The organism is Allobosea sp., from assembly GCF_030695125.1.
Taxonomy (GTDB): domain Bacteria; phylum Pseudomonadota; class Alphaproteobacteria; order Rhizobiales; family Beijerinckiaceae; genus Allobosea.
The window spans coordinates 15,620-37,284 of the sequence record NZ_JAUYTP010000067.1 but is presented as its reverse complement, the minus strand read 5'-3'; the positions used below and the strand labels follow the sequence as shown (position 1 = coordinate 37,284).

Annotated in this window: 22 protein-coding genes and 2 tRNA genes; 11 read left to right on the top strand and 13 right to left on the bottom strand. The window is 67.9% G+C overall.

Going from position 1 to position 21,665, the window contains the following annotated elements:
• Positions 1-6: 6 nt before the first annotated feature.
• Both cueR and Q8S38_RS19210 read right to left on the bottom strand, forming a co-directional pair.
• The gene (cueR, locus tag Q8S38_RS19215; protein ID WP_305681947.1) at positions 7-414 is read right to left on the bottom strand and encodes a Cu(I)-responsive transcriptional regulator; all 408 of its coding nucleotides are present in this window, start codon (positions 412-414) and stop codon (positions 7-9) included.
• 4 nt (positions 415-418) lie between these two features.
• Positions 419-856, bottom strand: coding sequence for a winged helix-turn-helix domain-containing protein (locus Q8S38_RS19210; protein ID WP_305682037.1), 438 nt, complete (start codon positions 854-856; stop codon positions 419-421).
• Positions 857-1,000: 144 nt separating this feature from the next.
• Here Q8S38_RS19210 and modA point away from each other — a divergent pair, with 144 nt between their 5' ends.
• From modA to Q8S38_RS19195, 3 genes are read left to right on the top strand one after another with little or no spacing between them, the layout of a single operon-like run.
• On the top strand, positions 1,001-1,807 hold the full coding sequence (gene modA / locus Q8S38_RS19205) for a molybdate ABC transporter substrate-binding protein (RefSeq protein ID WP_305681946.1): 807 nt from the start codon (positions 1,001-1,003) through the stop codon (positions 1,805-1,807).
• Positions 1,808-1,818: 11 nt separating this feature from the next.
• A complete protein-coding gene (gene modB, locus Q8S38_RS19200) occupies positions 1,819-2,487 on the top strand; it encodes a molybdate ABC transporter permease subunit (protein ID WP_305681945.1) in 669 nt (222 codons plus the stop codon).
• The gene (locus tag Q8S38_RS19195) at positions 2,480-3,604 is read left to right on the top strand and encodes an ABC transporter ATP-binding protein (RefSeq protein WP_305681944.1); all 1,125 of its coding nucleotides are present in this window, start codon (positions 2,480-2,482) and stop codon (positions 3,602-3,604) included. Before modB ends, Q8S38_RS19195 begins: the two co-directional genes overlap by 8 nt.
• Before the next feature lie 9 nt (positions 3,605-3,613).
• On the opposite strand, the gene Q8S38_RS19190 is transcribed toward Q8S38_RS19195, so the two are convergent.
• The 4 genes from Q8S38_RS19190 to Q8S38_RS19175 form a co-directional block, all read right to left on the bottom strand.
• Complete coding sequence (locus Q8S38_RS19190; RefSeq protein ID WP_305681943.1) at positions 3,614-4,144, bottom strand: cupin domain-containing protein; 531 nt, start codon at positions 4,142-4,144, stop codon at positions 3,614-3,616.
• Positions 4,145-4,168: 24 nt separating this feature from the next.
• Positions 4,169-5,737, bottom strand: a complete 1,569-nt coding sequence (locus Q8S38_RS19185; RefSeq protein ID WP_305682036.1) for an MFS transporter — start codon at positions 5,735-5,737, stop codon at positions 4,169-4,171.
• Positions 5,738-5,931: 194 nt separating this feature from the next.
• Entirely contained in the window at positions 5,932-6,789 is an 858-nt protein-coding gene (gene sseA / locus Q8S38_RS19180; protein WP_305681942.1) for a 3-mercaptopyruvate sulfurtransferase, read from the bottom strand.
• A gap of 41 nt (positions 6,790-6,830) precedes the next feature.
• A complete protein-coding gene (locus Q8S38_RS19175) occupies positions 6,831-7,547 on the bottom strand; it encodes an alanyl-tRNA editing protein (RefSeq protein ID WP_305681941.1) in 717 nt (238 codons plus the stop codon).
• A 183-nt stretch (positions 7,548-7,730) separates the two neighbouring features.
• Between Q8S38_RS19175 and Q8S38_RS19170 the strand changes: the two genes are divergently transcribed.
• On the top strand, positions 7,731-8,525 hold the full coding sequence (locus tag Q8S38_RS19170) for an SDR family NAD(P)-dependent oxidoreductase (RefSeq protein WP_305681940.1): 795 nt from the start codon (positions 7,731-7,733) through the stop codon (positions 8,523-8,525).
• Positions 8,526-8,528: 3 nt separating this feature from the next.
• On the opposite strand, the gene Q8S38_RS19165 is transcribed toward Q8S38_RS19170, so the two are convergent.
• The 3 genes from Q8S38_RS19165 to Q8S38_RS19155 form a co-directional block, all read right to left on the bottom strand.
• Positions 8,529-9,992 carry a cryptochrome/photolyase family protein gene (locus Q8S38_RS19165; RefSeq protein ID WP_305681939.1) on the bottom strand — a complete coding sequence of 488 codons (1,464 nt, stop codon included), beginning with the start codon at positions 9,990-9,992 and terminating at the stop codon, positions 8,529-8,531.
• Positions 9,993-10,090: 98 nt separating this feature from the next.
• Positions 10,091-10,372 carry a hypothetical protein gene (locus Q8S38_RS19160; protein ID WP_305681938.1) on the bottom strand — a complete coding sequence of 94 codons (282 nt, stop codon included), beginning with the start codon at positions 10,370-10,372 and terminating at the stop codon, positions 10,091-10,093.
• A gap of 248 nt (positions 10,373-10,620) precedes the next feature.
• Positions 10,621-10,695 (bottom strand) — tRNA-Asn (locus Q8S38_RS19155).
• 167 nt (positions 10,696-10,862) lie between these two features.
• Here Q8S38_RS19155 and Q8S38_RS19150 point away from each other — a divergent pair.
• Positions 10,863-10,936 (top strand) — tRNA-Cys (locus Q8S38_RS19150).
• A 175-nt stretch (positions 10,937-11,111) separates the two neighbouring features.
• Here Q8S38_RS19150 and Q8S38_RS19145 read toward each other — a convergent pair.
• Both Q8S38_RS19145 and Q8S38_RS19140 read right to left on the bottom strand, forming a co-directional pair.
• Positions 11,112-11,906, bottom strand: a complete 795-nt coding sequence (locus Q8S38_RS19145; RefSeq protein ID WP_305681937.1) for a hypothetical protein — start codon at positions 11,904-11,906, stop codon at positions 11,112-11,114.
• Positions 11,907-12,078: 172 nt separating this feature from the next.
• On the bottom strand, positions 12,079-12,969 hold the full coding sequence (locus Q8S38_RS19140; protein WP_305681936.1) for a hypothetical protein: 891 nt from the start codon (positions 12,967-12,969) through the stop codon (positions 12,079-12,081).
• Between the two features lie 241 nt (positions 12,970-13,210).
• Between Q8S38_RS19140 and Q8S38_RS19135 the strand changes: the two genes are divergently transcribed.
• From Q8S38_RS19135 to Q8S38_RS25025, 3 genes are all read left to right on the top strand, one after another.
• Positions 13,211-13,849, top strand: a complete 639-nt coding sequence (locus tag Q8S38_RS19135; RefSeq protein ID WP_305681935.1) for a protein-L-isoaspartate O-methyltransferase family protein — start codon at positions 13,211-13,213, stop codon at positions 13,847-13,849.
• A gap of 163 nt (positions 13,850-14,012) precedes the next feature.
• Positions 14,013-15,413 (top strand): TolC family outer membrane protein, encoded by a 1,401-nt coding sequence (locus tag Q8S38_RS19130; RefSeq protein WP_305681934.1) that lies wholly within the window; start codon positions 14,013-14,015, stop codon positions 15,411-15,413.
• A gap of 208 nt (positions 15,414-15,621) precedes the next feature.
• The gene (locus tag Q8S38_RS25025) at positions 15,622-16,209 is read left to right on the top strand and encodes a PopZ family protein (protein ID WP_371125923.1); all 588 of its coding nucleotides are present in this window, start codon (positions 15,622-15,624) and stop codon (positions 16,207-16,209) included.
• Positions 16,210-16,236: 27 nt separating this feature from the next.
• On the opposite strand, the gene Q8S38_RS19120 is transcribed toward Q8S38_RS25025, so the two are convergent.
• Together Q8S38_RS19120 and Q8S38_RS19115 are read right to left on the bottom strand one after the other, a co-directional pair.
• Positions 16,237-16,464, bottom strand: coding sequence for a hypothetical protein (locus tag Q8S38_RS19120; protein ID WP_305681933.1), 228 nt, complete (start codon positions 16,462-16,464; stop codon positions 16,237-16,239).
• On the bottom strand, positions 16,464-16,949 hold the full coding sequence (locus Q8S38_RS19115) for a pyridoxamine 5'-phosphate oxidase family protein (protein WP_305681932.1): 486 nt from the start codon (positions 16,947-16,949) through the stop codon (positions 16,464-16,466). The genes Q8S38_RS19120 and Q8S38_RS19115 overlap by 1 nt, the downstream gene beginning before the upstream one ends.
• A gap of 167 nt (positions 16,950-17,116) precedes the next feature.
• On the opposite strand from Q8S38_RS19115, the gene dps reads away from it, so the two are divergent.
• From dps to Q8S38_RS19100, 3 genes are all read left to right on the top strand, one after another.
• On the top strand, positions 17,117-17,647 hold the full coding sequence (gene dps, locus Q8S38_RS19110; RefSeq protein ID WP_305681931.1) for a DNA starvation/stationary phase protection protein Dps: 531 nt from the start codon (positions 17,117-17,119) through the stop codon (positions 17,645-17,647).
• 150 nt (positions 17,648-17,797) lie between these two features.
• A complete protein-coding gene (locus Q8S38_RS19105) occupies positions 17,798-20,617 on the top strand; it encodes a valine--tRNA ligase (RefSeq protein WP_305681930.1) in 2,820 nt (939 codons plus the stop codon).
• Between the two features lie 194 nt (positions 20,618-20,811).
• Complete coding sequence (locus Q8S38_RS19100) at positions 20,812-21,393, top strand: YqaA family protein (protein WP_305681929.1); 582 nt, start codon at positions 20,812-20,814, stop codon at positions 21,391-21,393.
• Positions 21,394-21,665 lie beyond the last annotated feature (272 nt).

The window sequence follows — 21,665 nt, the reverse complement described above, 5'->3', positions numbered from 1 at the left end:
CCCCGCTCAGCAGCAGGGATCGCGGGGTGGTGCGGCGAGGTCGCTCAGGATCGGGCAGTCGGGCCGGCCGTCGCCATGGCAGTGCTGCGCGAGATGGCGTAGCGCGTCGGCCATCGCCTGCAGTTCGGCCGCCTTCGCCTCGAGGTCGCGGACATGGCTCATGGCAAGCTGCTTCACATCGGCGCTGGCGCGGCTCTTGTCGCGCCAGAGCGCCAAGAGCGCGCGGCTTTCCTCCAGCGAGAAGCCGAGATTTCGGGCGCGCCGGATGAAGCGCAGCGTGTGGACGTCCTCATCCGCATAGACGCGGTACTGCGCCTGCGTCCGCAGCGGAGCCGCGATCAGCCCGATGCTCTCGTAATAGCGGATCATCTTGGCGCTGACGCCGGAGCGCTTCGCCGCCTCGCCGATGTTCATGGCGTCAGTCCTCGTCTTCGTCAGGGACGACTTCATCCTCGCCCGGGGCCGGGCGCGGGGCCGGCTCGATCAGGTCGCGCAACGCTGCGAGCGGGGCGGCACCCGCGTCCCGAACGGCCCGCTCGACCGCGCGGTAATGCGCGATGACCTCGATGCCGAGCGGCGTCAGACGCGCGCCGCCGCCCTTGGCGCCGCCGGGCTGCGCCTCGACCAGAGGCTGCTTGAACATGCGGTTGAGATCGTCGACCAAGAGCCAGGCGCGGCGATAGGACATCGTCATCGCGCGGCCCGCAGCGGAGATCGAGCCGGTCCGGCCGATCGCCTCGAGCAGATCGGCCTTGCCGGGGCCGAGTCGGCCCCCCGGCGTGAAATCGAGCCGCAGGCCGAGCTTCAGCGCAGGGCGCGTTGGTGACGTCTCGGGGATGGCGGCATCTTTGGGCATGCCCGGATGGTAGAACATCGCCGCGGCAATTCCCAAGCGAACTGGCCAGCAGGACGCTCAGGCGCCCGCCGCCCGCCGCCGATTTTGATGGCGAACTGGCGATTCAACGTTATAGTCCGTTGGATATAACGAGAGGAGAGAGCCGTGCCGTCGCAGATTGAGCGGGCGCTGCGTTGGATCATGCGTTTGAGCGTGGCTGCAATGGCTCTGGCCTTCGGCGCCGTCGTGCCGGCGGGCGCTCAGGCCAACGCGCCGCGGATCGCCGCCGCATCGGATCTGAAATTTGCCCTCGACGAAATGATCGCCGCCTTCACCCAAGAAACCGGGCGGGTTGTGCTGCCGACCTATGGTTCGTCGGGCAATTTCAAGACGCAGATCATCCAGGGGGCGCCGTTCCAGCTGTTCCTGTCGGCCGATGAGGGTTTCGTGTTCGAGCTGCACGAGAAGGGGCTGACGGTCGATCGCGGCGCCCTCTATGCGATCGGCCGCATCGTCCTGTTCGCGCCGAAGGGGGCGAACTGGCAACCCGATTCGCAGCTGGCAGGGTTCAAGGCGGCGCTGGCCGATGGCCGCATCACGCGCTTCGCCATCGCCAATCCCGAGCACGCGCCTTACGGCCGCGCCGCCCAGGAGGCGCTCACGACGGCGGGGCTCTGGGACACGGTGCGCCCGCGGCTGGTGTTCGGCGAGAATGTCAGCCAGGCGGCTCAGTTCGCCGCATCGGGCTCGACGCAGGGTGGCATCTTCGCCCTTTCACTGGCTTTGGCGCCGCAGATGGCGCAGCTTGGGACCTACGCGCTCATCCCGGCCGAGCTGCACCAGCCGCTGCGTCAGCGCATGGTCCTGCTGAAGAGCGCCGACGACGTTACGCGAGCCTTTTACGACTATGCGCAGTCGGCGTCGGCGCGAGCCGTGCTGAAGCGCTATGGTTTCCTGTTGCCGGGCGAATAGGGTCTGCCACGTTGGATTGGGTCGCGTTCTCACTGTCGATCAAGCTGGGTCTCGTGACGGTGGCGGTGCTGTTGCCTGTCGGGGTGTTCGTCGGACGCTGGCTCGCCTATGCCCGCTTCCCGGGAAAGGGTTTCGTCGAAGCGGCGCTGGCCTTGCCGCTGGTGCTGCCGCCGACCGTCGTGGGATACTACCTGCTCGTCAGCGTCGGCGGGGCGACCCCGATCGGCCAGTTCTGGGCGGCGACCTTCGGGCACAACCTTGTCTTTTCCTTCGAGGGATTGGTGCTGGCCTCGGTGATCGTCAATCTGCCTTTCGCCATCCAGCCGGCGCAGCGGGCCTTCGAGGCGATCGCGCCTGAAATCCGCGAGGCGGCTGCCGTCTCGGGGCTGTCGCCCCGGTCCGTTCTGATGCGCATCGAGATCCCGCTCGCCTGGCAGGGGATCCTGATGGGGCTGGTCCTGACCTTCGCCCACACACTGGGCGAGTTCGGCGTGGTGCTGATGGTCGGCGGATCGATTTCCGGGGAGACGAAGACCGTCGCGATCGCGATCTATGACCGCGTCCAGGCCTTCGACACGGCCAGCGCCGGCATCATGGCCGCGACGCTGCTGGCGATGTCGCTGGCGACGCTGGGACTGATCTACCGCCTCTCCTCGCAGGTCGGTCGCCGACATGGCTGACGATGCGCTCGCGGTCACGCTGCGACAGACCGCACCGATCCCGCTGGATCTGAGCCTGTCCTGCGCGGCCGGCGATGTCCTGGCTATGGTCGGCCCATCGGGAAGCGGCAAAACCACGATCCTGCGCACCATTGCCGGCCTCTACCGACCGGCGGTCGGCCAAGTCTCGGTCGGAGGGGCAAGCTGGCTGGACACCTCGCGCCGGATCGATCTGCCGCCCTATCGCCGGCGCGTCGGCCTCGTCTTCCAGAATTATGCGCTGTTTCCCCATATGACCGCGCTGGCGAATGTGGCTGCGGCGCTCGGCCATCTGCCCCGTCCGGAGCGGTCGCGCCGGGCCGGCGAACTGCTCGAACTGGTCCATCTGGCCGATCTCCACACACGCAGGCCGGCGGAACTCTCAGGCGGCCAGCAGCAGCGCGTCGCCGTTGCGCGGGCGCTGGCGCGCGATCCCGACGTGCTTTTGCTCGACGAGCCGTTCTCCGCGGTCGATCGGGTGACGCGCCAGCGGCTCTACGGCGAATTGCGAGACCTGAGCCGGGCCTTCCCGATCCCGATCCTCGTCGTGACGCATGATTTCGACGAGGCGGCCCGCGTCGCCAACCGGATGTGCCTGCTGGACCGGGGGAGGATCCTCCAGACCGGGACGCCGCGCGATGTCCTGGCCCGGCCGGCGAGCGTGCAGGCGGCGCGGCTGGTCGATCTCAAGAACATCTTTTCAGCTCGCATCGTCGCACAGGACGGTCCTCGCACCTGGCTCGACTGGAACGGCCGCAGGATCGAGACTCCCCGCGCCGAGTCCCATCCGGTCGGGGCCGACATCGCCTGGGCGATCGCCGGTACGCAGGTGTTGCTTAGCCGCACCGACCTCGATCAGGCCGACAGCCAGCCCAACCGCTTCGCGGCCACGATCCGCGATCTCGTCCATCTCAGCGAGAGTCTGGCCGTCACCGTCGTCCTCGACGGCCAAGACGCGCCCTTGCTGTCGATGACCTTGCCCGCGCATTACGCCCGCCGGACCGGGCTCGGACCCGGCTCGGCGGTCACCGTCGCCCTGATGCCGGAAGGGATCCACATCATGGCCCGCGAGGGCGAAGGCCAGGCGGACCTTGCCTGACCGGCCCGCTCAGCCCGGCGGGTGCTTGTGGATCGGGTCGACCCAATAGACCGATTCCGGGGCTTCGACCGGGTCGACATCGGTGATGTTGACGACCACCGCCTCGTTGTCGGAGCGGACCAGCACGCATTCGAGCGGGTTGTCGGGGTCGGCGTTGATCTCCTGATGCGGCACGAAGGGCGGCACATAGATGAAGTCGCCTGGGCCGGCCTCGGCCACGAATTCGAGCCGTTCGCCCCAGCGCATCCGCGCCTTGCCGCGCACGACATAGATCACGCTTTCGAGCTCGCCATGGTGGTGGACGCCCGTCTTGGCGTTGGGCTGGATCGAGACCGTACCGGCCCAGATCTTCTGCGCGCCGACGCGGGCATGGTTGATCGCCGCCTGCCGGAACATGCCCGGCGTCTGGGCGGTGTTGGAATCGAGCCTGTCGCCGGTGACGACCCGGACGCCGTCATGCTTCCAGCGCGGCTCGCCGTCGGCGACGTGGCCGTGCTCATGGGGATGATCGTGAGGATGGTCGTGATCATGGTCGGACATCGGCATGCTCCTGTCCGGACAGGTTTAGGGCAGCGCGGCCTCGGGCGAAACCGGCTTCGGCGCTACCTGCGCGGACGCCGGCGGCACGGCGCGCAGCAGCACGAGCGCGACCAGCGCGGTTGCAAACAGTCCCAGCGTCGCGACCAGGGCGGAAAGCTGCATGCCTGAGACGAAGGCCGCGCGGGCCACCGCGAGCAGGCCGGCGGCGAGATCCGCCGGCAGCTGCGCGGCTTCGGCGACCGCCCCGCCCAGCGTCGCGGCCGCGACGCGTGCGGCCTCGTCTGGCAGGCCCGCCGGCATCCCGGCGGCGATCTCACTGCGATAGACGGCAGTGATGATGCTGCCGAGGATCGCGATGCCGACGGCGCCGCCGAATTCGAGGCTGGTCTCGGAGAGCGCCGCAGCCGAGCCGGCGCGCTCCGGCGGCGCTGTGCCGACGATCAACTCCGTCGTCAGGGCGACGACCGGCGTGAAGCCGAGCGAGAAGACGACGCCTGCAACCACGACGACCGCGGGGTGGCTGTCAACTGCAACCCGCGACAGCAGGGCAAAGCCGCAGCCGGCCAGCGCCAGCCCGGTGCCCATGATAAGGGCCGGCCGGAAGCGATGCGCCAGCACGGGCACGACCGGCGCGCCCAGGATGAAGGCGATCGCCGAGGGCAGGCTCCAAAGGCCGGCCTCGAGCGGCGAGAAGCCGAGCACCAGTTGCAGATACTGCCCGATGAACAGGAAGCTGCCGAACAGGAACAGGAAGCCGAGCACGTTGATCGCCAGCGCCGCGCTGATGACCGCATTGCGGAACAGCTTGAGGTCGAGCATCGGGTCGGTCAGCCGTCGCTGCCGGCGCAGGAAAACGGCGCCGATGCCGATGCCCGCCAGAATCGGCGCCACGGCGCGCCAGCCGATTCCGTGCTCGGCCATGTCCTTGATGCCGTAGATCGTGGCGAGGACGGCGGCGAGCGACAGGGCCGCACTGAGGAGATCGATCCGCCCGGCATCGGGGTCCTTGAACTCCGGCAGCAGGATCGGGCCGAGGATCAGCAGCAGCAGCATCACCGGCACGCCGACGAGGAAGACCGAGCCCCACCAGTAATGCTCCAGCAGCAGGCCGCCGACGAGCGGGCCGATCGCGCCGCCGGCCGAGAAGCTGGCGATCCAGATCCCGATCGCGAAGGTCCGCTCCTGCGGGTTGCGGAACATGTTGTGGATCAAGGACAGCGTCGAGGGCGCGAGCGTCGCGCCGGCGACGCCGAGCAGCGCCCGCGTCGCGATCAGCATCTCGGCGCTGGTCGAGAAGGCCGCCAGGACGGAGGCGAAGCCGAAGGCCGCCGCGCCGATCAGCAGCAGCTTGCGCCGCCCGATCCGGTCGCCGAGCGTGCCCATGGTGATCAGCGAGCCCGCGACCATGAAGCCGTAGATGTCGACGATCCAGAGCATTTGCGCCGCGCTCGGCTTGAGGTCGGCGCTGAGCTGCGGCACGGCGAGGTTCAGGACGGTCAGGTCCATCGAATAGAGCAGGCAGGGCAGGGCGATCACGGCCAGCCCAAGCCAGTCGCGCCGCGTGGCCCTCGGCGTGTCGTCAGTCGGCGTCATCGTCTCGATCTGCTCTGCGGTGTCGCGGCCAGGCCCTGCACGCACGGCCGTCTCGACCCAGTCTGACGGCGCTTTGCGACAGCCGGCGCACCGGTCGTCGTCGCCGCTCACCGTTTCCGTCCGCTATAGCCCGATCGCGTCGGGGTCAATGCGGCCCGGCTGCGGTGCAGCGGCGTGCTCAGTGGCTCGACCGCTCAGCGCTTGCGGGCCGGTCCCGTCGCGAGCGGCCAGTCGCTGGCGCCCCATTCGGCCCAGGAGCCGTCATAGATGGCGCGGGCCGGCTTGCCGATCGTCTCCAGCGCGGTCGACAGGATCGCCGCCGAGACGCCCGAGCCGCAGCTCGTGATCAGCGGCCTGTCGAGATCGACGCCGGCCTCGGCGAAGGCGGCTGCGATGGCGTCCGCCGGTTTGAGCTGGCCATTCTCGACGATGGCGGGGAAGGGCAGGTTGAGCGAGCCGGGCATATGGCCGGAGCGCACACCGGCGCGCGGCTCGGGCGCCTCGCCGCGGAAACGGTCGCCGGGGCGGGCATCGACGATCTGCGCGGTGCCCTCCGTGAGGGCGCGGGCGACGTCTGCCGCGTCGGCCACGGCGGAATGGTCGAGCCGGGCGGTGAAGCTGCGCGCGGCGCGGCTGCGCGGCGGGCCATGCTCGATCGGGCGGTTTTCGGCCTGCCATTTCGGGAAGCCGCCTTCGAGGATGACGACATCGGTGGCGCCGAAGGTTCGAAACGTCCAGCGCACGCGCGGCGCCGAAAACAGGCCGAGCCCGTCATAGACGACGATGCGCATGCCGTCGCCGATGCCCATGGCGCCGACGGCGGCGGCGAAGGCCTCCGGACGCGGCAGCATGTGCGGCAGGTCGGAGGTCGTGTCCTTGATCGTGTCGATGTCGAAGCGCAGCGCGCCGGGAATACGCCGGTCGGCATATTCGGCATGGGGATCGCGGCCATGGACCGGCAGATACCAGGAGCCGTCGACCACGACGATGTCGGGGGCGTTCAGGCGCTCGGCGAGCCACTCGGTCGAGACGAAAACGGTGTCGCGTGCCATGTCGGGTGTTTCCTCGTGGTCTTTTTTGCCGGCCGGTCGTGTCAGGCGAGTGCAATCCGGACGCGCCGGTTCTGCTTGCCCTTCTTCTCGATATCGGTGACCGCGACAAGGCCGATTTCGGCGGTGTTGCGGATATGGGTGCCGCCGCAGGGCTGCAGGTCGATATCGCCGATCGCCACGAGCCGGACCCGGCCCGAGCCGCGCGGCGGCTTCACCGACATCGTCTTGACGAGGCCGGGATTGGCGTCGAGTTCGGCGTCGGTGATCCAGCTTTCGGTGACGTCGGCGTTGCGGGCGATCAGGGCGTTGAGCTTGTCGGCAATCTCCGCCTTGTCGAGCCCGCCTTCGGGAATGTCGAAATCGAGCCGGCCGTCGCCCTCGCCGATCGCGCCGCCGGTCACCGGATAGGCCAGGACGACGCTGAGCAGATGCAGGGCGGTGTGGATGCGCATGCGCTTGAGGCGCCGCTCCCAGTCGAGCACGGCGGTGACGCTTTCGCCCGGCGCGGGCAGGCTCTGGCCTTCGAGCGGGACATGGACCACGCGGCTTCTGTCGTCGGGGTCGTAGATCGCGGTGCCGATCGCAATGGCGCTGCCGTCGGCGCGGCGGATCAGCCCCGCATCGCCGGGCTGCCCGCCGCCGGTGGCGTAGAACACGGTGCGGTCGAGAACGAGGCCGCCGCGTTCGGTGACGGCCAGCACGGTCGCCGGTGTTTCGGTGCGATAGGCGTCGTCACGGAACAGCAGCGTGGTGGCCATGGGGCTTCGTCTTTCGAGGGGCTTGGTCTGTCGATCCGAGGGAGGCCGAGACTGCACCGAACCGCGCCGCCGTGCCAACTGCGCAGTGGCGAGGCTGCCACGGTGCAGCCGGCGCCTCTTCCGTCTTCGCGGCGCAGGGCCTAGACAGGCGACCGGCCGTTTGGTGCCAGCCTGTGAGGTTCCATGTCACTGCCGCGTATGCAGCCGGGCGACGGCGTCGCCTGGGTCACGGGGGCCAGCAGCGGGATCGGCGAGGCGGTCGCGCTCGAACTGGCGCGGCGCGGCTGGACCGTGGCGATCACCGCCCGGCGCCTCGATCTGCTCGAGAATGTCGCGCGCCGCGCCGAGGGCCTGCCCGGCAGGATAGTCGCCCATGCCGGCGACGTCACCGACAGCGCCTCGATGAAGGCCGTGATCGACGGCATCGAAAGCGTGCAGGGCCCGATCGCGCTCGCCTTCCTGAATGCGGGAATCGCTCCCGATTCGGGCGGCGTCCTCGATATCGCCGCCTTCGAGCGCATCATCGCCGTCAATCTTCTCGGCGCGGCGCGCGGCCTGTCGGCGGTCATGGAGCGCATGGCGCTGCGCGGTCGCGGCCAGATCGCGGTCAACGCCTCGGTCGCGGGCTATGGCGGGCTGCCCGGGGCCTCGGCCTATGGCGTCTCGAAGGCGGCGGCGATCCATCTCTGCGAGACGCTGAAATTCACCTGCGACCAGCGCGGCATCCGCCTGCAACTGGTCAATCCGGGCTGGGTCGAGACGCCGCTGACGCGGACCAAGGACGTGCCGATGCCCTTTATCATGCCGCCCGACGAAGCGGCGCGGCGCATCGTCGACGGGTTCGCCCGCGGTGGTTTCGAGATCACCTTCCCGCGCCGCCTGTCCTGGCTGCTGAAGGCGATCAACCTGTTGCCTTATCCGGCCTATTTCTGGCTGCTGGGGATGGCGGCGCGCCGGGGCGCGGCGCGGCCCTTGTGAGCCTCAGCCCGCCTCGGCCGCGCGCGTCGCGGCCAGGGCCTCCAGCGCCCGCTTGCGCCCGATGTCGAGATCGACCAGTGGGCGGGGATAGGTTTCGCCCAGCGTGATGCCGGCCCGGCGCAAGCTGGAGGGATCGGCCTTGAAGGGCTCGTGAATCGCGCTGTCGTCGAGCCCTGCGATCTCGGGGATCCAGCGGCGGACATAGCCGCCCTTCGGGTCGAATTTGAGCCCCTGGGTGACCGGGTTGAAGATCCGGTAATAGGGCGCGGCATCGGCGCCGGAGCCTGCGACCCATTGCCAGCTCGCGGCGTTGCTGGCGGGATCGGCATCGACCAGCGTGTCCCAGAACCACTCCTCGCCCGCCCGCCAGTCGATCAGCAGATGCTTGATCAGGAAGGAGGCGGTGATCATCCGCACGCGGTTGTGCATCCAGCCCGTGGTCCAGAGCTCGCGCAGGCCGGCATCGACGATCGGGTAGCCTGTCGCGCCGCGCTGCCAGGCAGCGAGCGCGGCTGCGTCGCGGCGCCAGGGAAAGGCGTCGAAGCGGCGGTTGTAGTTGTCCCGCGCCAAGGTCGGGTTGTGGAACAGCAGATGGTATGAGAATTCGCGCCAGCCGATCTCGGCCAGGAATTTCTCGGCATCGGCGGGGTTTGCGGCGGCCGCGCCGCTGTCGACGGCGCTGCGGGTCGCGTGCCAGATCTGGCGGGGGCCGATCTCGCCGAAGCGCAGATGCGGCGAGAGCCGCGAGGTCGAGACATAGTCGGGTCGGTTGCGGCCCTCGCCATAGTCGTCGAGCGGACCTGCGAGAAAAGCATGCAGACTGGCGGCTGCGGCCGCTTCACCGGGCGTCCAGGCCGCGCGCAACCCGCCCGCCCAGTCGGGTCTGGTCGGTTCGAGCGCCAGTTCGGCGCGCGAGACCGCCAGTGCCGCGAGTTCGGCCGGCAGCGTCAGAGCCGCGATGCGGTCGGGCGCGGGCAGGGGGGCGGGCGGCTCGCCGAGCGCGCGGGCGGCGCGCCAATAGGGCGTGAACACCTTCATCGGATCGCCGGTCTTGGTGGTGACCTGCCAGGGCTCGTTCAACAGGGCCGCGTTGAAGCTCGTCACCTTGCGGCCGGCGGCCACCAACTCCGCCTTGATGCGCCCGTCGAGCGAAACCGAATCGCCGTCATAGCGTCGGCTCCAGGTGATCAAGTCGATCTTGGCCGCGGCCGCGACGCGCGGCAGCAGGATCGCCGGATCGCCGCGCAGGATGACCAGTCCCGCCCCCTTCTCGGCGAGCGCCGATCCGAGCGCCGCGAGCGAGCGCGACAGCCACCAGCGACTGGCGCCGCCCAGCGGTCGGCGCGTGCCGCCTTCGTCGAGGATGTAGAGGCACAAGGTCGGTCCGTGCGCCACGGCCGCCGCGAGCGCCGGATTATCCGCCAGGCGGAGGTCGTCGCGAAACCAATGGAGGGAAGCAGCGGTCATGACGCACAGCTAGCGCCTGGCTGCGGGCCGCGCCAGCCGGGCGGCCAAGCCTGCGACGAAGCACCGCCGGGCACGACGCCCGGCGGTCGTCTGTCAGCTCACCAGGTCCGGTCCCACTGGCGGTCGCGGCGGTAGTAGGGGCGAGGCCGGTAGGCGCGCGGCGGAGCGCCGTAATAGCGGCCATAGCTGCGTCCGCGCTGCCGGTAGCGCGGGCGGCTCTCATAGACGCGGTTGCCATAGTTTCCGCGATACTGGACCAGAGTGGTGTCGGCGGCTGCGACCGCATCGCTCTGGACGGCGAAAGCCGGCGCCGCCGAGACGGACGCTGGAATCGCTCCGAGGCCCAGTGCCATCGCCGCCGCGAGAATCAGTCTGCGCATATCGCTCTCCTTGGGTTGGGTCGTCGCGGACACCAGGCGCCCACGGATGACAACCGGAGGTGAAGCGAAAAGTTCGCTGCCGTTCATGAACGCGCGCGTTTGGACGCGGCCGCCTGCGTGGTCGCTCGCGCTGCACAGGCCGGCGCCGTGCAGGCCGCGACCGCGAAAGCCTTCTCGTCTGCGGTGGAGCGTCGGCGGGCCAAACGAAAAAGGGCCCGAGCGATGACGCTCGAGCCCTTTCGAATAACTGGCTCCCGGAGCAGGATTCGAACCTGCGACCAATCGATTAACAGTCGATTGCTCTACCGCTGAGCTATCCGGGATCGGTGGCCGCGTATACCCACGCGTTTCCGGCGACGCAACCCCTTATCCGTCGGAAGGCTGGGGAATGCGTGTCATCGCACGACCGGCGACGCTTGGCGGTTGCAGCGCGGCTCCGCATATGGTTATAGCGGGCATCGGGCTCGCATCGCCATGCGGTCCCGCGGAAGGCCTCGTGGCGGAGTGGTTACGCAGAGGACTGCAAATCCTTGCACCCCGGTTCGATTCCGGGCGAGGCCTCCAAATTTTCATCCTGATTGACTGAATTCCCCGCCTTCGGGCGCGCGTCCGGAAACGGCGGGCCTGCCTTGGCTGACGGCCGGGCGGTCGCTGCCGCATGCGGCGTGGTCGCCGGTCTGGCCCGCCACGCCTCGGATGGGCGCCATGTCGCGTCAGGCCGGCGCGTGCCGATATCGGGTCAGCCTCTGACGATCAGAGGCCTGGGGACGGTGTAGTCGACCACCAGACTTCGCAGCGGCTCCGATGCGACCGGATCATTCGACAGCATGAGGATGGTCCAGATCTCGCCGGCCACCTGAAGCAGGCAATCCTCCAGTGTCTCGTGATCGAAGTCCGAAAAATCGAACCTCACCCGGGGCGTCGTCGCTCGATCGCAGGCCTGGTGATACCGGAAGCGCTCGGTGAGCTCGTGGGAGTAACGCTTCACGGGGGTGATTTCGGAAATCTTTCCGGTGAGGACGGCGCCCTCGACAAGCACTGACAAAATTCGACGCAGAATGATGGTTTTGTCGAACGCATTCATCTGGTTCAGTCGATTTTTGAGCCTTGGCGCAAAGACGGCCCTCTTGTTGTCGTTGTTGGAAACCGGTGCGTGGTCGAGGCGGTTCTTGTCGGCGGGGGACGGCATGAAGAATTCGAGATCGCAGGCGGTGCCGCTGCACCAGACCCTTTGAGCGCTCATTTCGACAGAGACGATTCGGCCCGTCGCCATCCGGATCACAGCACTCTGCGAGTCGTAGTAGCCCTGATGTTCGAGCAGCCATAAACGCCGGTCGCGATCGGCGTTGTTGATGGCCGACCCCTTCTCGACGAGATCTTTGTTCTCGATCTCGGGCCAGACGCGCTCGATCAGCTGGAGGTATTTTTCGTTTGCCGCGAGGTATTGCGAATCGCAGGCGCCGATCGTCGACAAGCAGGCGGGCGCGTCTGAGCGATTGACCCAGTCGATGTTCAATGAGCGGGTCGAAAACATGCCGACGGCTCCACCTTTTTCAAACTTTAGAATATTTATAACATAGATTTCGGGGTGACGCTGTATCGCCCATGACATCGCTGTGGCGGGCAGGTCGGGTGGCGCTGGAAGGCGGTCAGGAACGGCAACTGGAACGCAACGGTGGCGGAACGCCGGGGCGGCGAAAGCTTGTCTATCCGCCGCCGATGAGCAGCGGCGGCGGCGTCGTATACGGCACGACCAGGCTGCGAAGCATGTCGACGATGACGGGATCGCGGATGAAATGGATCAGACTCCATAATTCATCCGCCAGTTCGAGCAGGCAGGTCTGGACCGAAGCATCGGCCAGCCGGGAAAAATCGAAGTGCGTTTTCCGGTCGGTCGAGTTCACCACGCAGATATAGGGCTCCAGCCTTTCGCGGAGCGCTTGGGAATACTGCCAGACCGCTCGGTTGGGACGCACCTGGCCGACCATCACGGCGCCCTCGGCGACAGCGGTCAGCATGCGGCGCAGGAGGATGGCCCGGTCGAGCGGCGAGAGATGGGCGAGGTTGTCTGCGACCTCGGGCAGGAACGTCGTGCGCGGCGTGGCGAGGCTGATCGCAGCAGGCCCGGACATGTCCGCTGCGCCAGGCACGACCTGACGGAAATATTCGAGGTCGCAGGCCAGGCCGCTGCACCAGATCCGCTGCGCGCTGATCTCGACCTCGATCCTGCGCCCGGAGCCGACGCCGATGACCGCCCTCTCGCGATCATAGTAGCCCTGCCTCTCCAGGAGGGCGAGCCGTCGGTCGCGCTCGGGTGTGCTGATCGCGCTGCCTTTCGCGATCAGGCACTCGCCCATCAATTCGTCCCAGACGCGTTCTGCCAGCGCGAGGTAGGCGTTGTTCACGGCGAGGTAGCGTGCGTCGGTGTGCCCGCTGGTCGATAGCGACGTCGCGACGGCGGCGCGATGGACGAGGTCGAGGCAGAGAGTCTTGGTATCGAACATAATGCGCCCGGCTGCGATTCGAGCGGACGTTACGTCAGGCGGCGGCGCGCGGCCACGTGAGTCGGCTTGCTGTGGAGGCTTCCCTCGCGTCATGCGGGCAGGCGGCGCTCCATGGGGCGGATCGCGCGGCGCTGGGGCCCTCGACGAGCGGCGTCTGTCGGGGGCCGCTTGGCAGGCTCGGGCATCGGTCGCGGCGTCTTGCCTTTTGTGGCGGGCTCGAAGAGAAAGCAGTCACGGTCGGCCGGGACGGCGCCCGGGCAGGGCGCCCGCGAGGTGTCGTGGCTGACCAAGGCGGCAGCCCGCAGTTCGACCGGGCGGACGGAGAATTCGGGACATGGACAGCTTCGCCCCCTTGCGCCGCATGATGGTCGATTGCCAGCTGCGGACCTATGACGTGACCGACCGGGCCGTCCTGGCCGCCGCCGACGAGGTGGCGCGCGAAGCCTTCATGCCGGCCTCGCTGTCGCATCTGGCCTATCTCGACCAGGCCGTCGCCCTGCCGGGGACGGGCCGGGCCCTGATGGCGCCGATGGTGGTGGCGCGAATGATCCAGACGCTGGAGCTGCAGCCCGGCGATCAGGCGCTCGAATATGGCGGGGGCTCGGGTTATGGCGCTGCGCTGATGTCGGCGATGGGCGCGCAGGCCACCCTGTGGGAGCCTGACGAGGCCGCACGCGCGATGGCCGAATCGGCGTTGGCGGCGACAGGCAGCGCGGCCGCGATTGCGGGGGGGCGCCCGACGTCGGAGGCCTTCGACGCGATTGTGGTCGGCGGGGCCTGCGAAACGCAGCCGGAGATGCTGTTTGCACTGCTGCGGGACGGTGGCCGACTGATCGCGATCGAAGGATCGGGCCGCGCCGCCCGGGTCATGTTGTATCAGAAGTCGGGCGGAAAGGTTTCAGGGCGTCCCGTTTTCGACGCCGCCGCGCCCGCTCTGGCCGAATTTGCGCGGAAGCCGGCCTTCGTTTTCTAAGAGGCCGCAGTGTCGCATTTTTGCGGCACCGGCCCGCTCAAATCCGGCGGGTCGGCTTCTGCGCGTTGGCCTGCGCGTCTTGGCAGTCTATGTAACGCGTTGTTAGTATGCCGAGGCTGGGGCGATGCCTAGGCGCGACTTCAGTCCGCACATGAGGCGTCCGGTGACACGACAGAACAAGCACGGGAAGATCGGCGCCTTCGGGCTTGCGGCTGCGCTGGGCGTGGCGCTCGCATCGAGCGTTGCGCCGGGAGCGCTTGCCCAGACGATGGAGGCCGCGCTGGCGCGGGCCTATACCGGCAACCCGACCTTGAACGCGCAGCGCGCCGCGGTGCGGGTGACCAACGAGAACGTGCCGCAGGCCTTGTCGGGGTACCGTCCCCGCATCACCGCTTCGGCCGATATCGGCGCCAGCATCACGGACGCCAACATCCCCGGCGCGGGCACGTCGACGTCGCGGCTTGGGCCGCGCGGTGGCGGTGTCCAGATCGATCAGAACATTTTCGACGGCGGCAAGACCCGCAACTCGGTCGGCCAGGCCGAGTCTCAGGTGCTGGGCGCGCGGGCGACCCTGCGCAACACCGAGCAGAACGTCCTGCTCGACGCCGCGACATCCTACATGAACGTGTTGCGCGACACCGCGATCCTGACCCTCAACCGCAACAACGTCGAGGTTCTCGAAGAGCAGTTGCGCCAGACGCGCGACCGCTTCCAGGTCGGCGAGGTGACCCGCACCGACGTCGCGCAGGCCGAAGCGCGCCTGTCGCAGTCGCAGTCGCAGGCGATCCTGGCGGAATCGAATCTCAAGACGTCGATCGCGCGCTATCGCCAGAATGTCGGCGCCGAGCCCAAGCAGCTCGCTCCGGGCCGCCCGGTCGAGAATCTTCTGCCGAAATCGCTGCCTGCCGCGCTCCAGGGGGCGCTGACTGCCCACCCCGCCATCATCGCCTCGCTCCATGGCGTCGATGCGGCGGAGCTGCAGGTCAAGGTGTCGGAGGCCGATCTCTATCCCGTTCTGGGCGTGCGCGGCCTCGTGCAGCAGCGCTACGACACCTCCACATTCGGCGACAACCGCACCTCCGCCAGCGTCGTCGGCACGCTCACCATCCCGATCTATGAGGGCGGTCAGGTCTATTCGCGGACCCGGCAGGCGAAGGAGACCGCGGGGCAGCGCCGCATCGAGGTCGATACGCAGCGCGATACGGTGCGCGCGGCCGTCGTGTCCGCCTGGGGCGGGCTCGAAGCCGCCAAGGCGCAGATCGTCGCGGCCCAGGCTCAGGTCCAGGCAGCGGAAACCGCCTTGTCGGGCGTGCGCGAGGAGGCCAAGGTCGGCCAGCGCACGACGCTCGACGTGCTCAACGCGCAGCAGGAACTGGTGAGCGCGCGCTCGACGCTGGTCACGGCGCAGCGCGACCGCGTCGTCGCGTCCTATTCGGTGCTGTCGGCCATCGGGCGGCTCTCGGCCACGACGCTGAGGCTGAACACGCAGGTCTATGACGAGCGCAAGCATTACGACCAGGTCAAGGGCCTGCTCTGGGGCACGCAGACGCCCGACGGGCGTTGATGGCGCGGATTGGCCATGCGGCAGTCGCCCGCCTGGCCCACCGGATGCTGTCGAGAGCACGTTAGCGGATCGACATTCGCGCAACAGGCCGCGTTTGCCTGTGGGCTGAAGGGTCTGCCGCCTTGCCTGAGATCGCCTGCGTGAAATACTCCAGCGCAGGGCGGCTTGATTCTGTCGGTGCGCCCGGAGTCGAGTGGTCCGGATCCAGATGAGCGCGCAACCCAAGCCCAACGAACCGTCCATGGAGGAGATTCTCGCCTCCATCCGACGGATCATTTCGGACGATGAGGTGAAGCCTGCCGAGGAGGGCGTCGAGCCCGCCCCGGTCGCTCCCGAGCCAGAACCGGCACCATCTGCCATCGACGACGACGTGCTCGATCTCGGGGCCGAAGCGGCGCTGATCTTGCCGCCGGAGCCCGAGCCCGCGATCGCCGATGGCGATGTCGATTTCCTCGATCCGCCTGCGCCGGAGCCGGAAGTCGCGGTCGCGCCCGAGCCGGCGCCCCCGCCGCCGCCTGCGCCTGCGCCTTCTCCCATGTTCGTGCCGCAGCCCGCCGCGATGCCGGCGTTCGACATGGCGCAACTGCTGTCGGACCAGACGAGTTCCGCGGTGACCAGCGCCTTCGGCGATCTGGCGCACACGGTTCTGACGAACAACGCCCGTACGCTTGAAGACCTCGTCAAGGACATGCTCAAGCCGATGCTGAAGACCTGGCTCGACGACAACCTGCCGACCATGGTCGAGCGCTTGGTGCGCGCCGAGATCGAACGCGTCGCGCGCGGCGGCCGGAACTGATCCGGCCGCACGTCGCGGCCGCAGGCCTCAGCGTTTGGCGCGCGGCCTGGGGTTCGAGACAGCGGGCTTCAGTCGCTCGAAGGCGCCGGCCTCGTTGAGGCGCTTGATGCCGAAGGCGAGCATCGTCATCATCACCGTCGGGGCGCCCAGGCGCGACACCAGCATCGACAGGCCGATCGCCACAGGGCGGGGATAGCGCCCCGAGGCGGCTTCGGCGGCGATCCAGGCGCCGACGGCGTGAACGAGCAGATTCATCAGAGCACCACCTTCTTGTTGACGCCGAGATCGGGTTTTGTACCGGTCAGAGCCGCCGCAGCCATCTTGACCGTTGTGACGATCTTGCCCGGGCTCGCCCAGAACTCGGCCATCGAGGGACGAACCCTCAGGACGCGGATGTTGGGGTCGTTCTCGCTGTCCCAGAAGGCCTTGTTGCTGGGCTCCCAGAGGTCCACGACCTTGGCGCGGTCATCGACAACGGTCGCGGTTCCGGTCACCGACACGTAGCGCATGCTGCTGTTGTCCGCGAAGGTGATGCAGACATTGTCGTTGATGTTGATTTCGTCGTCCTTGTGATGGCGACGGTCGGTCAGGAAATAGATCGCGTCCTCGTCGCGCTCGCCATGGGCATGCATCGGCCGGGCCCGCAACTGGTCGCCCTCGCCATCATGCGTCACGAGCATCGCGAACTTGATGTCGTCGATGAGGTCCCAGACCTGGGTCTGGTCGGAATGATGAGTCATGTCGCTGCTCCTGGCTGTCAGCCCATCAACCGGTCAGGCGCCCCCCGGTTCCGTGGCCGAGGCCTGAATGCGACGGCACCGACGACGGAACGGCAGACGGGGCTCGCGCGTATCCCCCTCGTCGCGACGGGCGCCATGCCGGCCGCATCAGCCCGAGGACATACCCCATGCCGAAACCCGCATCCGCCGCGGCCAGCACCCAGCCCGCGACCACAAGGATCGTGAAGAACAGCAAGGTCGACCTCGAATCCAACACCAAGAGCGAGATCGCCGGCCTGCTCAACGCCCGCTTGGCGGATGGCATCGATCTGGCGCTGCTGACCAAGCAGGCCCATTGGAACCTGAAAGGCCCCGGCTTCATCGGCGTTCATCTGATGCTGGACGGCTTCCGCAACGACCTGGACGACCATGTCGACACCGTCGCCGAGCGGATCGCCCAGCTCGGCGGTATCGCTTTCGGCACGACGCAAACCACCGCGGCTGCGACCTCGCTCAAGCCTTACCCGACCGACATCGTGCCGGTGAGCGACCATCTCGAGGCGCTGATCGAGCGTTACGCCGACACGGCCAATCGCGTCCGTGAGGCGATCGACGCCTGCGACGAGGCGGGCGATGCCGGCACCGCCGATGTGCTGACCGCCTATTCGCGCATGCTCGACAAGGCGCTCTGGTTCCTGCAGTCCAACCTGCCGAACTGATCGCGCCCTTGCCGCCGGCGGCTGCGTGCTCAACCAGGGCGCAATGGTTGACGGCAGGGGGGTGCTTGGGTTCTTAAGTCCAGCGACCTTTCAGGCCTCAGATTTTTCGGCCGGGGCACCACCCCGGCCGTTTTCCGTTCGAGCAAAGCGATGATGGACAAGACATTCGAGCCGGCCGCCGTCGAGGCGCGGATCAGCAAGGCCTGGGAAGAGGCGAACGCCTTTGCCGCCGGGCGTGGCGCGCAGCCCGGGGCCGAGCCCTATTGCATCGTGATCCCGCCGCCCAACGTCACCGGCTCGCTGCATATGGGCCACGCGCTCAACAACACGCTGCAGGACGTGCTCTGCCGGTTCGAGCGGATGCGCGGCAAGGACGTGCTCTGGCAGCCGGGCACCGACCATGCGGGCATCGCCACGCAGATGGTCGTCGAGCGCCGGCTCGCCGCCGAGAACAAGACCGATCGCCGCGCGATGGGGCGCGACGCCTTCCTGGCCGAGGTCTGGAAGTGGAAGGAGGAGTCCGGCGGGACCATCGTCAACCAGCTCAAGCGGCTGGGGGCCTCCTGCGACTGGTCGCGCGAGCGCTTCACCATGGATGAGGGCCTGAGCCAGGCCGTCCTCAAGGTCTTCGTCGCCCTGCACAAGCAGGGCCTGATCTACCGCGCCAAGCGGCTGGTGAACTGGGATCCGAAGTTCCAGACCGCGATCTCGGACCTTGAGGTCGTCCAGGTCGAGAAGACCGGCTCGTTCAGATGGCAGCGCGGCGGCGAGGATGAGTTCGACTCAGCCAAGCTCGACAAGGTCCTGAGCAAGGAGCCGGGCGGGCATCTCTACTATTTCAACTACCCGCTCGAAGGCGTGACTTACGACGCCGACGACGCCTCGACCTATATCCAGGTGGCGACGACGCGGCCGGAGACGATGCTGGGCGACACCGGCGTCGCGGTCCATCCGGAGAACGAGAGGCTCGGTCATCTCATCGGCAAGAACGTGGTCCTGCCGCTGGTCGGCCGCGTCATTCCGATCTTCGGCGACGACTATGCCGATCCGGAAAAGGGCACCGGCGCGGTCAAGATCACGCCGGCGCATGACTTCAACGATTTCGAGGTCGGCAAGCGCCACAAGCTCGCAGTCATCAACATCCTCGATGGCGAGGCGCGCATCCTGCTCGCGGAGAACGAGGCCTTCCTCGACGGCAGCGCCCCCGAGGGCGAGACCCTGGCTCTGCACGGGATCGACCGTTTCGCGGCCCGCAAGGCCGTCGTGGCCCTGATGGCGCAGCGCGGCTATCTCGCCAAGGTCGAGCCCAACACCAACACCGTGCCGCATGGCGACCGCTCGGACGTCGTGATCGAGCCCTGGCTGACCGACCAGTGGTATGTCGACGTCAAGCCGCTGGCGAACCGCGCGCTCAAGGCGGTGCAGGACGGCCGCACGAAGTTCACGCCCGAGAACTGGACCAAGGTCTATTACGACTGGCTCGAGAACATCGAGCCCTGGTGCGTCTCGCGCCAGCTCTGGTGGGGCCACCAGATTCCGGCCTGGTACGGGCCTGATGGCGAGGTCTTCGTGGCGGAATCGGAGGCCGCCGCCCAGGCGCTGGCGCTCGGCCATTATGGCGGGGCGGTTCAGTTGACCCGCGACGAGGACGTCCTCGACACCTGGTTCTCCTCGGCGCTCTGGCCGTTCTCGACGCTGGGCTGGCCCGACGAGACGGCGGAGCTGAAGCGCTACTACCCGACGGCGACGCTGGTCACCGCCTTCGACATCATCTTCTTCTGGGTCGCCCGGATGATGATGATGGGCCTCAACTTCATGGACGAGGTGCCGTTCAGGGACGTCTATATCCACGCCATCGTTCGCGACGAGAAGGGCGCGAAGATGTCGAAGTCGAAGGGCAACGTCATCGACCCGCTGGTGCTGATCGATCAGTACGGGGCGGATGCGCTGCGCTTCACGCTGGCCGCCATGGCCGCGCAGGGCCGCGACATCAAGCTCGCGACCAACCGCGTCGAGGGCTACCGCAACTTCGCGACCAAGATCTGGAACGCGGCGCGCTTTGCCGAGATGAATGGCTGCGCCCGCGTCGCCGGCTTCGATCCGGCGCAGGTGAAGCTGCCGCTCAACCGCTGGATCCTGAGCGAGGCCGCCACGGCGGCCGAGGGCATCGCGGCGGGCATCCCGAGCTTCAAGTTCAACGAGGCGGCGGGCGCGGCCTATCGCTTCGTCTGGAACCAGTTCTGCGACTGGTATCTGGAACTTGCGAAGCCGGTGCTGCAGGGCGAGGGCGTCGATGCGGACGAGAAGGCCGAGACGCAGGCCACGGTCGCGCATGTCATCGACCTGATCTGCCAGCTGCTGCACCCGTTCATGCCCTTCCTCACCGAGGAGCTCTGGGCGCAGAAGGCGGGCGAGGGGGCTGCGCGCGTCCTGTCCGCGGGCGATGCGTCGCTGGTCTGCCTGACCCGCTGGCCCGATCTCTCGGCCTTGAAGAATGAGGCGGCGGAGGCCGAGATCGGCTTCGTCGTCGATCTGATCTCCGACATCCGTTCGGTCCGCTCCGAGGTGAACGTGCCGGCCGGCACGCAGGCGCCGCTGGTGCTGGTCAACGCATCAGTGGCGACCCGCGCGACCGTGGAGGCCTGGGCGCCGATGATCGAGCGTCTCGCCCGCGTCTCGGAGATCGCCTTCAGCGACGCCGCGCCGGCGCAGTCGGCGCAGATCATCGTGCGCGGCGAGGTCGCGGCGCTGCCGTTGGCGGGCATCATCGATCTGGAGGTCGAGCGCACGCGCCTGACCAAGGAGATGGCGAAGCTCGACCAGGACATCGCGGTCGTCGACAAGAAGCTCGGCAATCCCGATTTCATGGCCCGCGCGCCCGAGGAAATCGTCGAGGAGAATCGCGAGCGCCGGGCGGCCGCAGAGGCGCGCAAGCTCAAGATCGCGGAGGCGCTGGCGCGGCTGTCATGACGCGTCACGGGAGGCCCGCGCACGGCGCCGACACGGCGGCGCCGTCAAATTGACCTTCCCGTAAGAGAGCGCTGGTATTCTGTTCCAGAGGCGGGTAGATGCGCGGCGGCTGCAGGGGTGATATGCGCTCGCCGCGATCGCTGCCAGAACGCCTCTGCCGAACGCCGACATCCAGCACGGGTTGAGCCATCGCCATGTTGAAGCGCGCCTATGACGGGCTGGTTGCCTACTCCTCGCATCCGGCCGCCCCCTGGCTGCTGTTCTTCCTGACCTTCGTCGAGAGTTCGGTCAGCCCGCTTCCGCCGATCCCGCTCCTGCTGCCGATGTGCATCGCGCGCCCCGACCGGGCCTGGTTTTATGCCGGCGTCTGTTCGCTTGGTGCGGTGCTGGGCGGCTATCTCGGCTACGCGATCGGTGCGCTGCTCTACGATTCACTGGGTTCCTGGCTGATCAGCATCTACGGGCTGCAGGACAAGGCGGCCGAGCTGATCGCGACCTCGCAGGACTTCTGGTTCTGGGTGCTGGTGACCAAGGGCCTGACGCCGATCCCGTTCAAGATCGTCACGATCATGTCGGGCTTCCTGCATTTCGACCTGTGGAAGTTCACCATCGGAATGGTCGTCTCACGCGTCACATTCTTCGCGATGATCGCGGTGGCGCTGCGCTATTATGGCGACGACATCCGCATCTTCATCGAGAAGCATCTGCCGATGACGGCGCTGGCGCTGGTCGTGATCATCGTCGGCGGCTTTTTCGTCCTGCCGATGGTCCTCTGAGGCGGCCGGCGAACCTCTCGCCTGCGCGCTGTGAACGGTGACGGGGCGCTGCTTTCGAGCAGCGCCCTTTTTGCCGTCCGAGGCTCGGCAGGGGGCGGTTTTGTTGCATGATCGCAACAGCCGCGCAGCTTCGCATCCGGCGTGTCCCGGCAAGGGAACAATTGCCGCGAAGCCGCCACAAAGCACGCCCAGCAAGGCGGGCAACTAAGTCTCTGAGATATCGACCAATTAAAGTCTGCGGCCGGCAGGCGGGGATGCCTCCCCGCGGTGCG

What these genes read in the sequence shown, in the direction of transcription:
- Q8S38_RS19115 (WP_305681932.1), bottom strand. Translation starts at nt 16,949, where the DNA reads ATGACTCATCATTCCGACCAGACCCAGGTCTGGGACCTCATCGACGAC.
- dps (WP_305681931.1), top strand. Translation starts at nt 17,117, where the DNA reads ATGCCGAAACCCGCATCCGCCGCGGCCAGCACCCAGCCCGCGACCACA.
- Q8S38_RS19105 (WP_305681930.1), top strand. Translation starts at nt 17,798, where the DNA reads ATGATGGACAAGACATTCGAGCCGGCCGCCGTCGAGGCGCGGATCAGC.
- Q8S38_RS19135 (WP_305681935.1), top strand. Translation starts at nt 13,211, where the DNA reads ATGGACAGCTTCGCCCCCTTGCGCCGCATGATGGTCGATTGCCAGCTG.
- sseA (WP_305681942.1), bottom strand. Translation starts at nt 6,789, where the DNA reads ATGGCACGCGACACCGTTTTCGTCTCGACCGAGTGGCTCGCCGAGCGC.
- Q8S38_RS19160 (WP_305681938.1), bottom strand. Translation starts at nt 10,372, where the DNA reads ATGCGCAGACTGATTCTCGCGGCGGCGATGGCACTGGGCCTCGGAGCG.
- Q8S38_RS19170 (WP_305681940.1), top strand. Translation starts at nt 7,731, where the DNA reads ATGTCACTGCCGCGTATGCAGCCGGGCGACGGCGTCGCCTGGGTCACG.
- Q8S38_RS19120 (WP_305681933.1), bottom strand. Translation starts at nt 16,464, where the DNA reads ATGAATCTGCTCGTTCACGCCGTCGGCGCCTGGATCGCCGCCGAAGCC.
- Q8S38_RS19195 (WP_305681944.1), top strand. Translation starts at nt 2,480, where the DNA reads ATGGCTGACGATGCGCTCGCGGTCACGCTGCGACAGACCGCACCGATC.
- Q8S38_RS25025 (WP_371125923.1), top strand. Translation starts at nt 15,622, where the DNA reads ATGAGCGCGCAACCCAAGCCCAACGAACCGTCCATGGAGGAGATTCTC.
- cueR (WP_305681947.1), bottom strand. Translation starts at nt 414, where the DNA reads ATGAACATCGGCGAGGCGGCGAAGCGCTCCGGCGTCAGCGCCAAGATG.
- Q8S38_RS19190 (WP_305681943.1), bottom strand. Translation starts at nt 4,144, where the DNA reads ATGTCCGACCATGATCACGACCATCCTCACGATCATCCCCATGAGCAC.
- Q8S38_RS19210 (WP_305682037.1), bottom strand. Translation starts at nt 856, where the DNA reads ATGCCCAAAGATGCCGCCATCCCCGAGACGTCACCAACGCGCCCTGCG.
- Q8S38_RS19140 (WP_305681936.1), bottom strand. Translation starts at nt 12,969, where the DNA reads ATGACGCGAGGGAAGCCTCCACAGCAAGCCGACTCACGTGGCCGCGCG.
- Q8S38_RS19165 (WP_305681939.1), bottom strand. Translation starts at nt 9,992, where the DNA reads ATGACCGCTGCTTCCCTCCATTGGTTTCGCGACGACCTCCGCCTGGCG.
- Q8S38_RS19145 (WP_305681937.1), bottom strand. Translation starts at nt 11,906, where the DNA reads ATGTTTTCGACCCGCTCATTGAACATCGACTGGGTCAATCGCTCAGAC.
- Q8S38_RS19175 (WP_305681941.1), bottom strand. Translation starts at nt 7,547, where the DNA reads ATGGCCACCACGCTGCTGTTCCGTGACGACGCCTATCGCACCGAAACA.
- Q8S38_RS19100 (WP_305681929.1), top strand. Translation starts at nt 20,812, where the DNA reads ATGTTGAAGCGCGCCTATGACGGGCTGGTTGCCTACTCCTCGCATCCG.
- Q8S38_RS19185 (WP_305682036.1), bottom strand. Translation starts at nt 5,737, where the DNA reads ATGACGCCGACTGACGACACGCCGAGGGCCACGCGGCGCGACTGGCTT.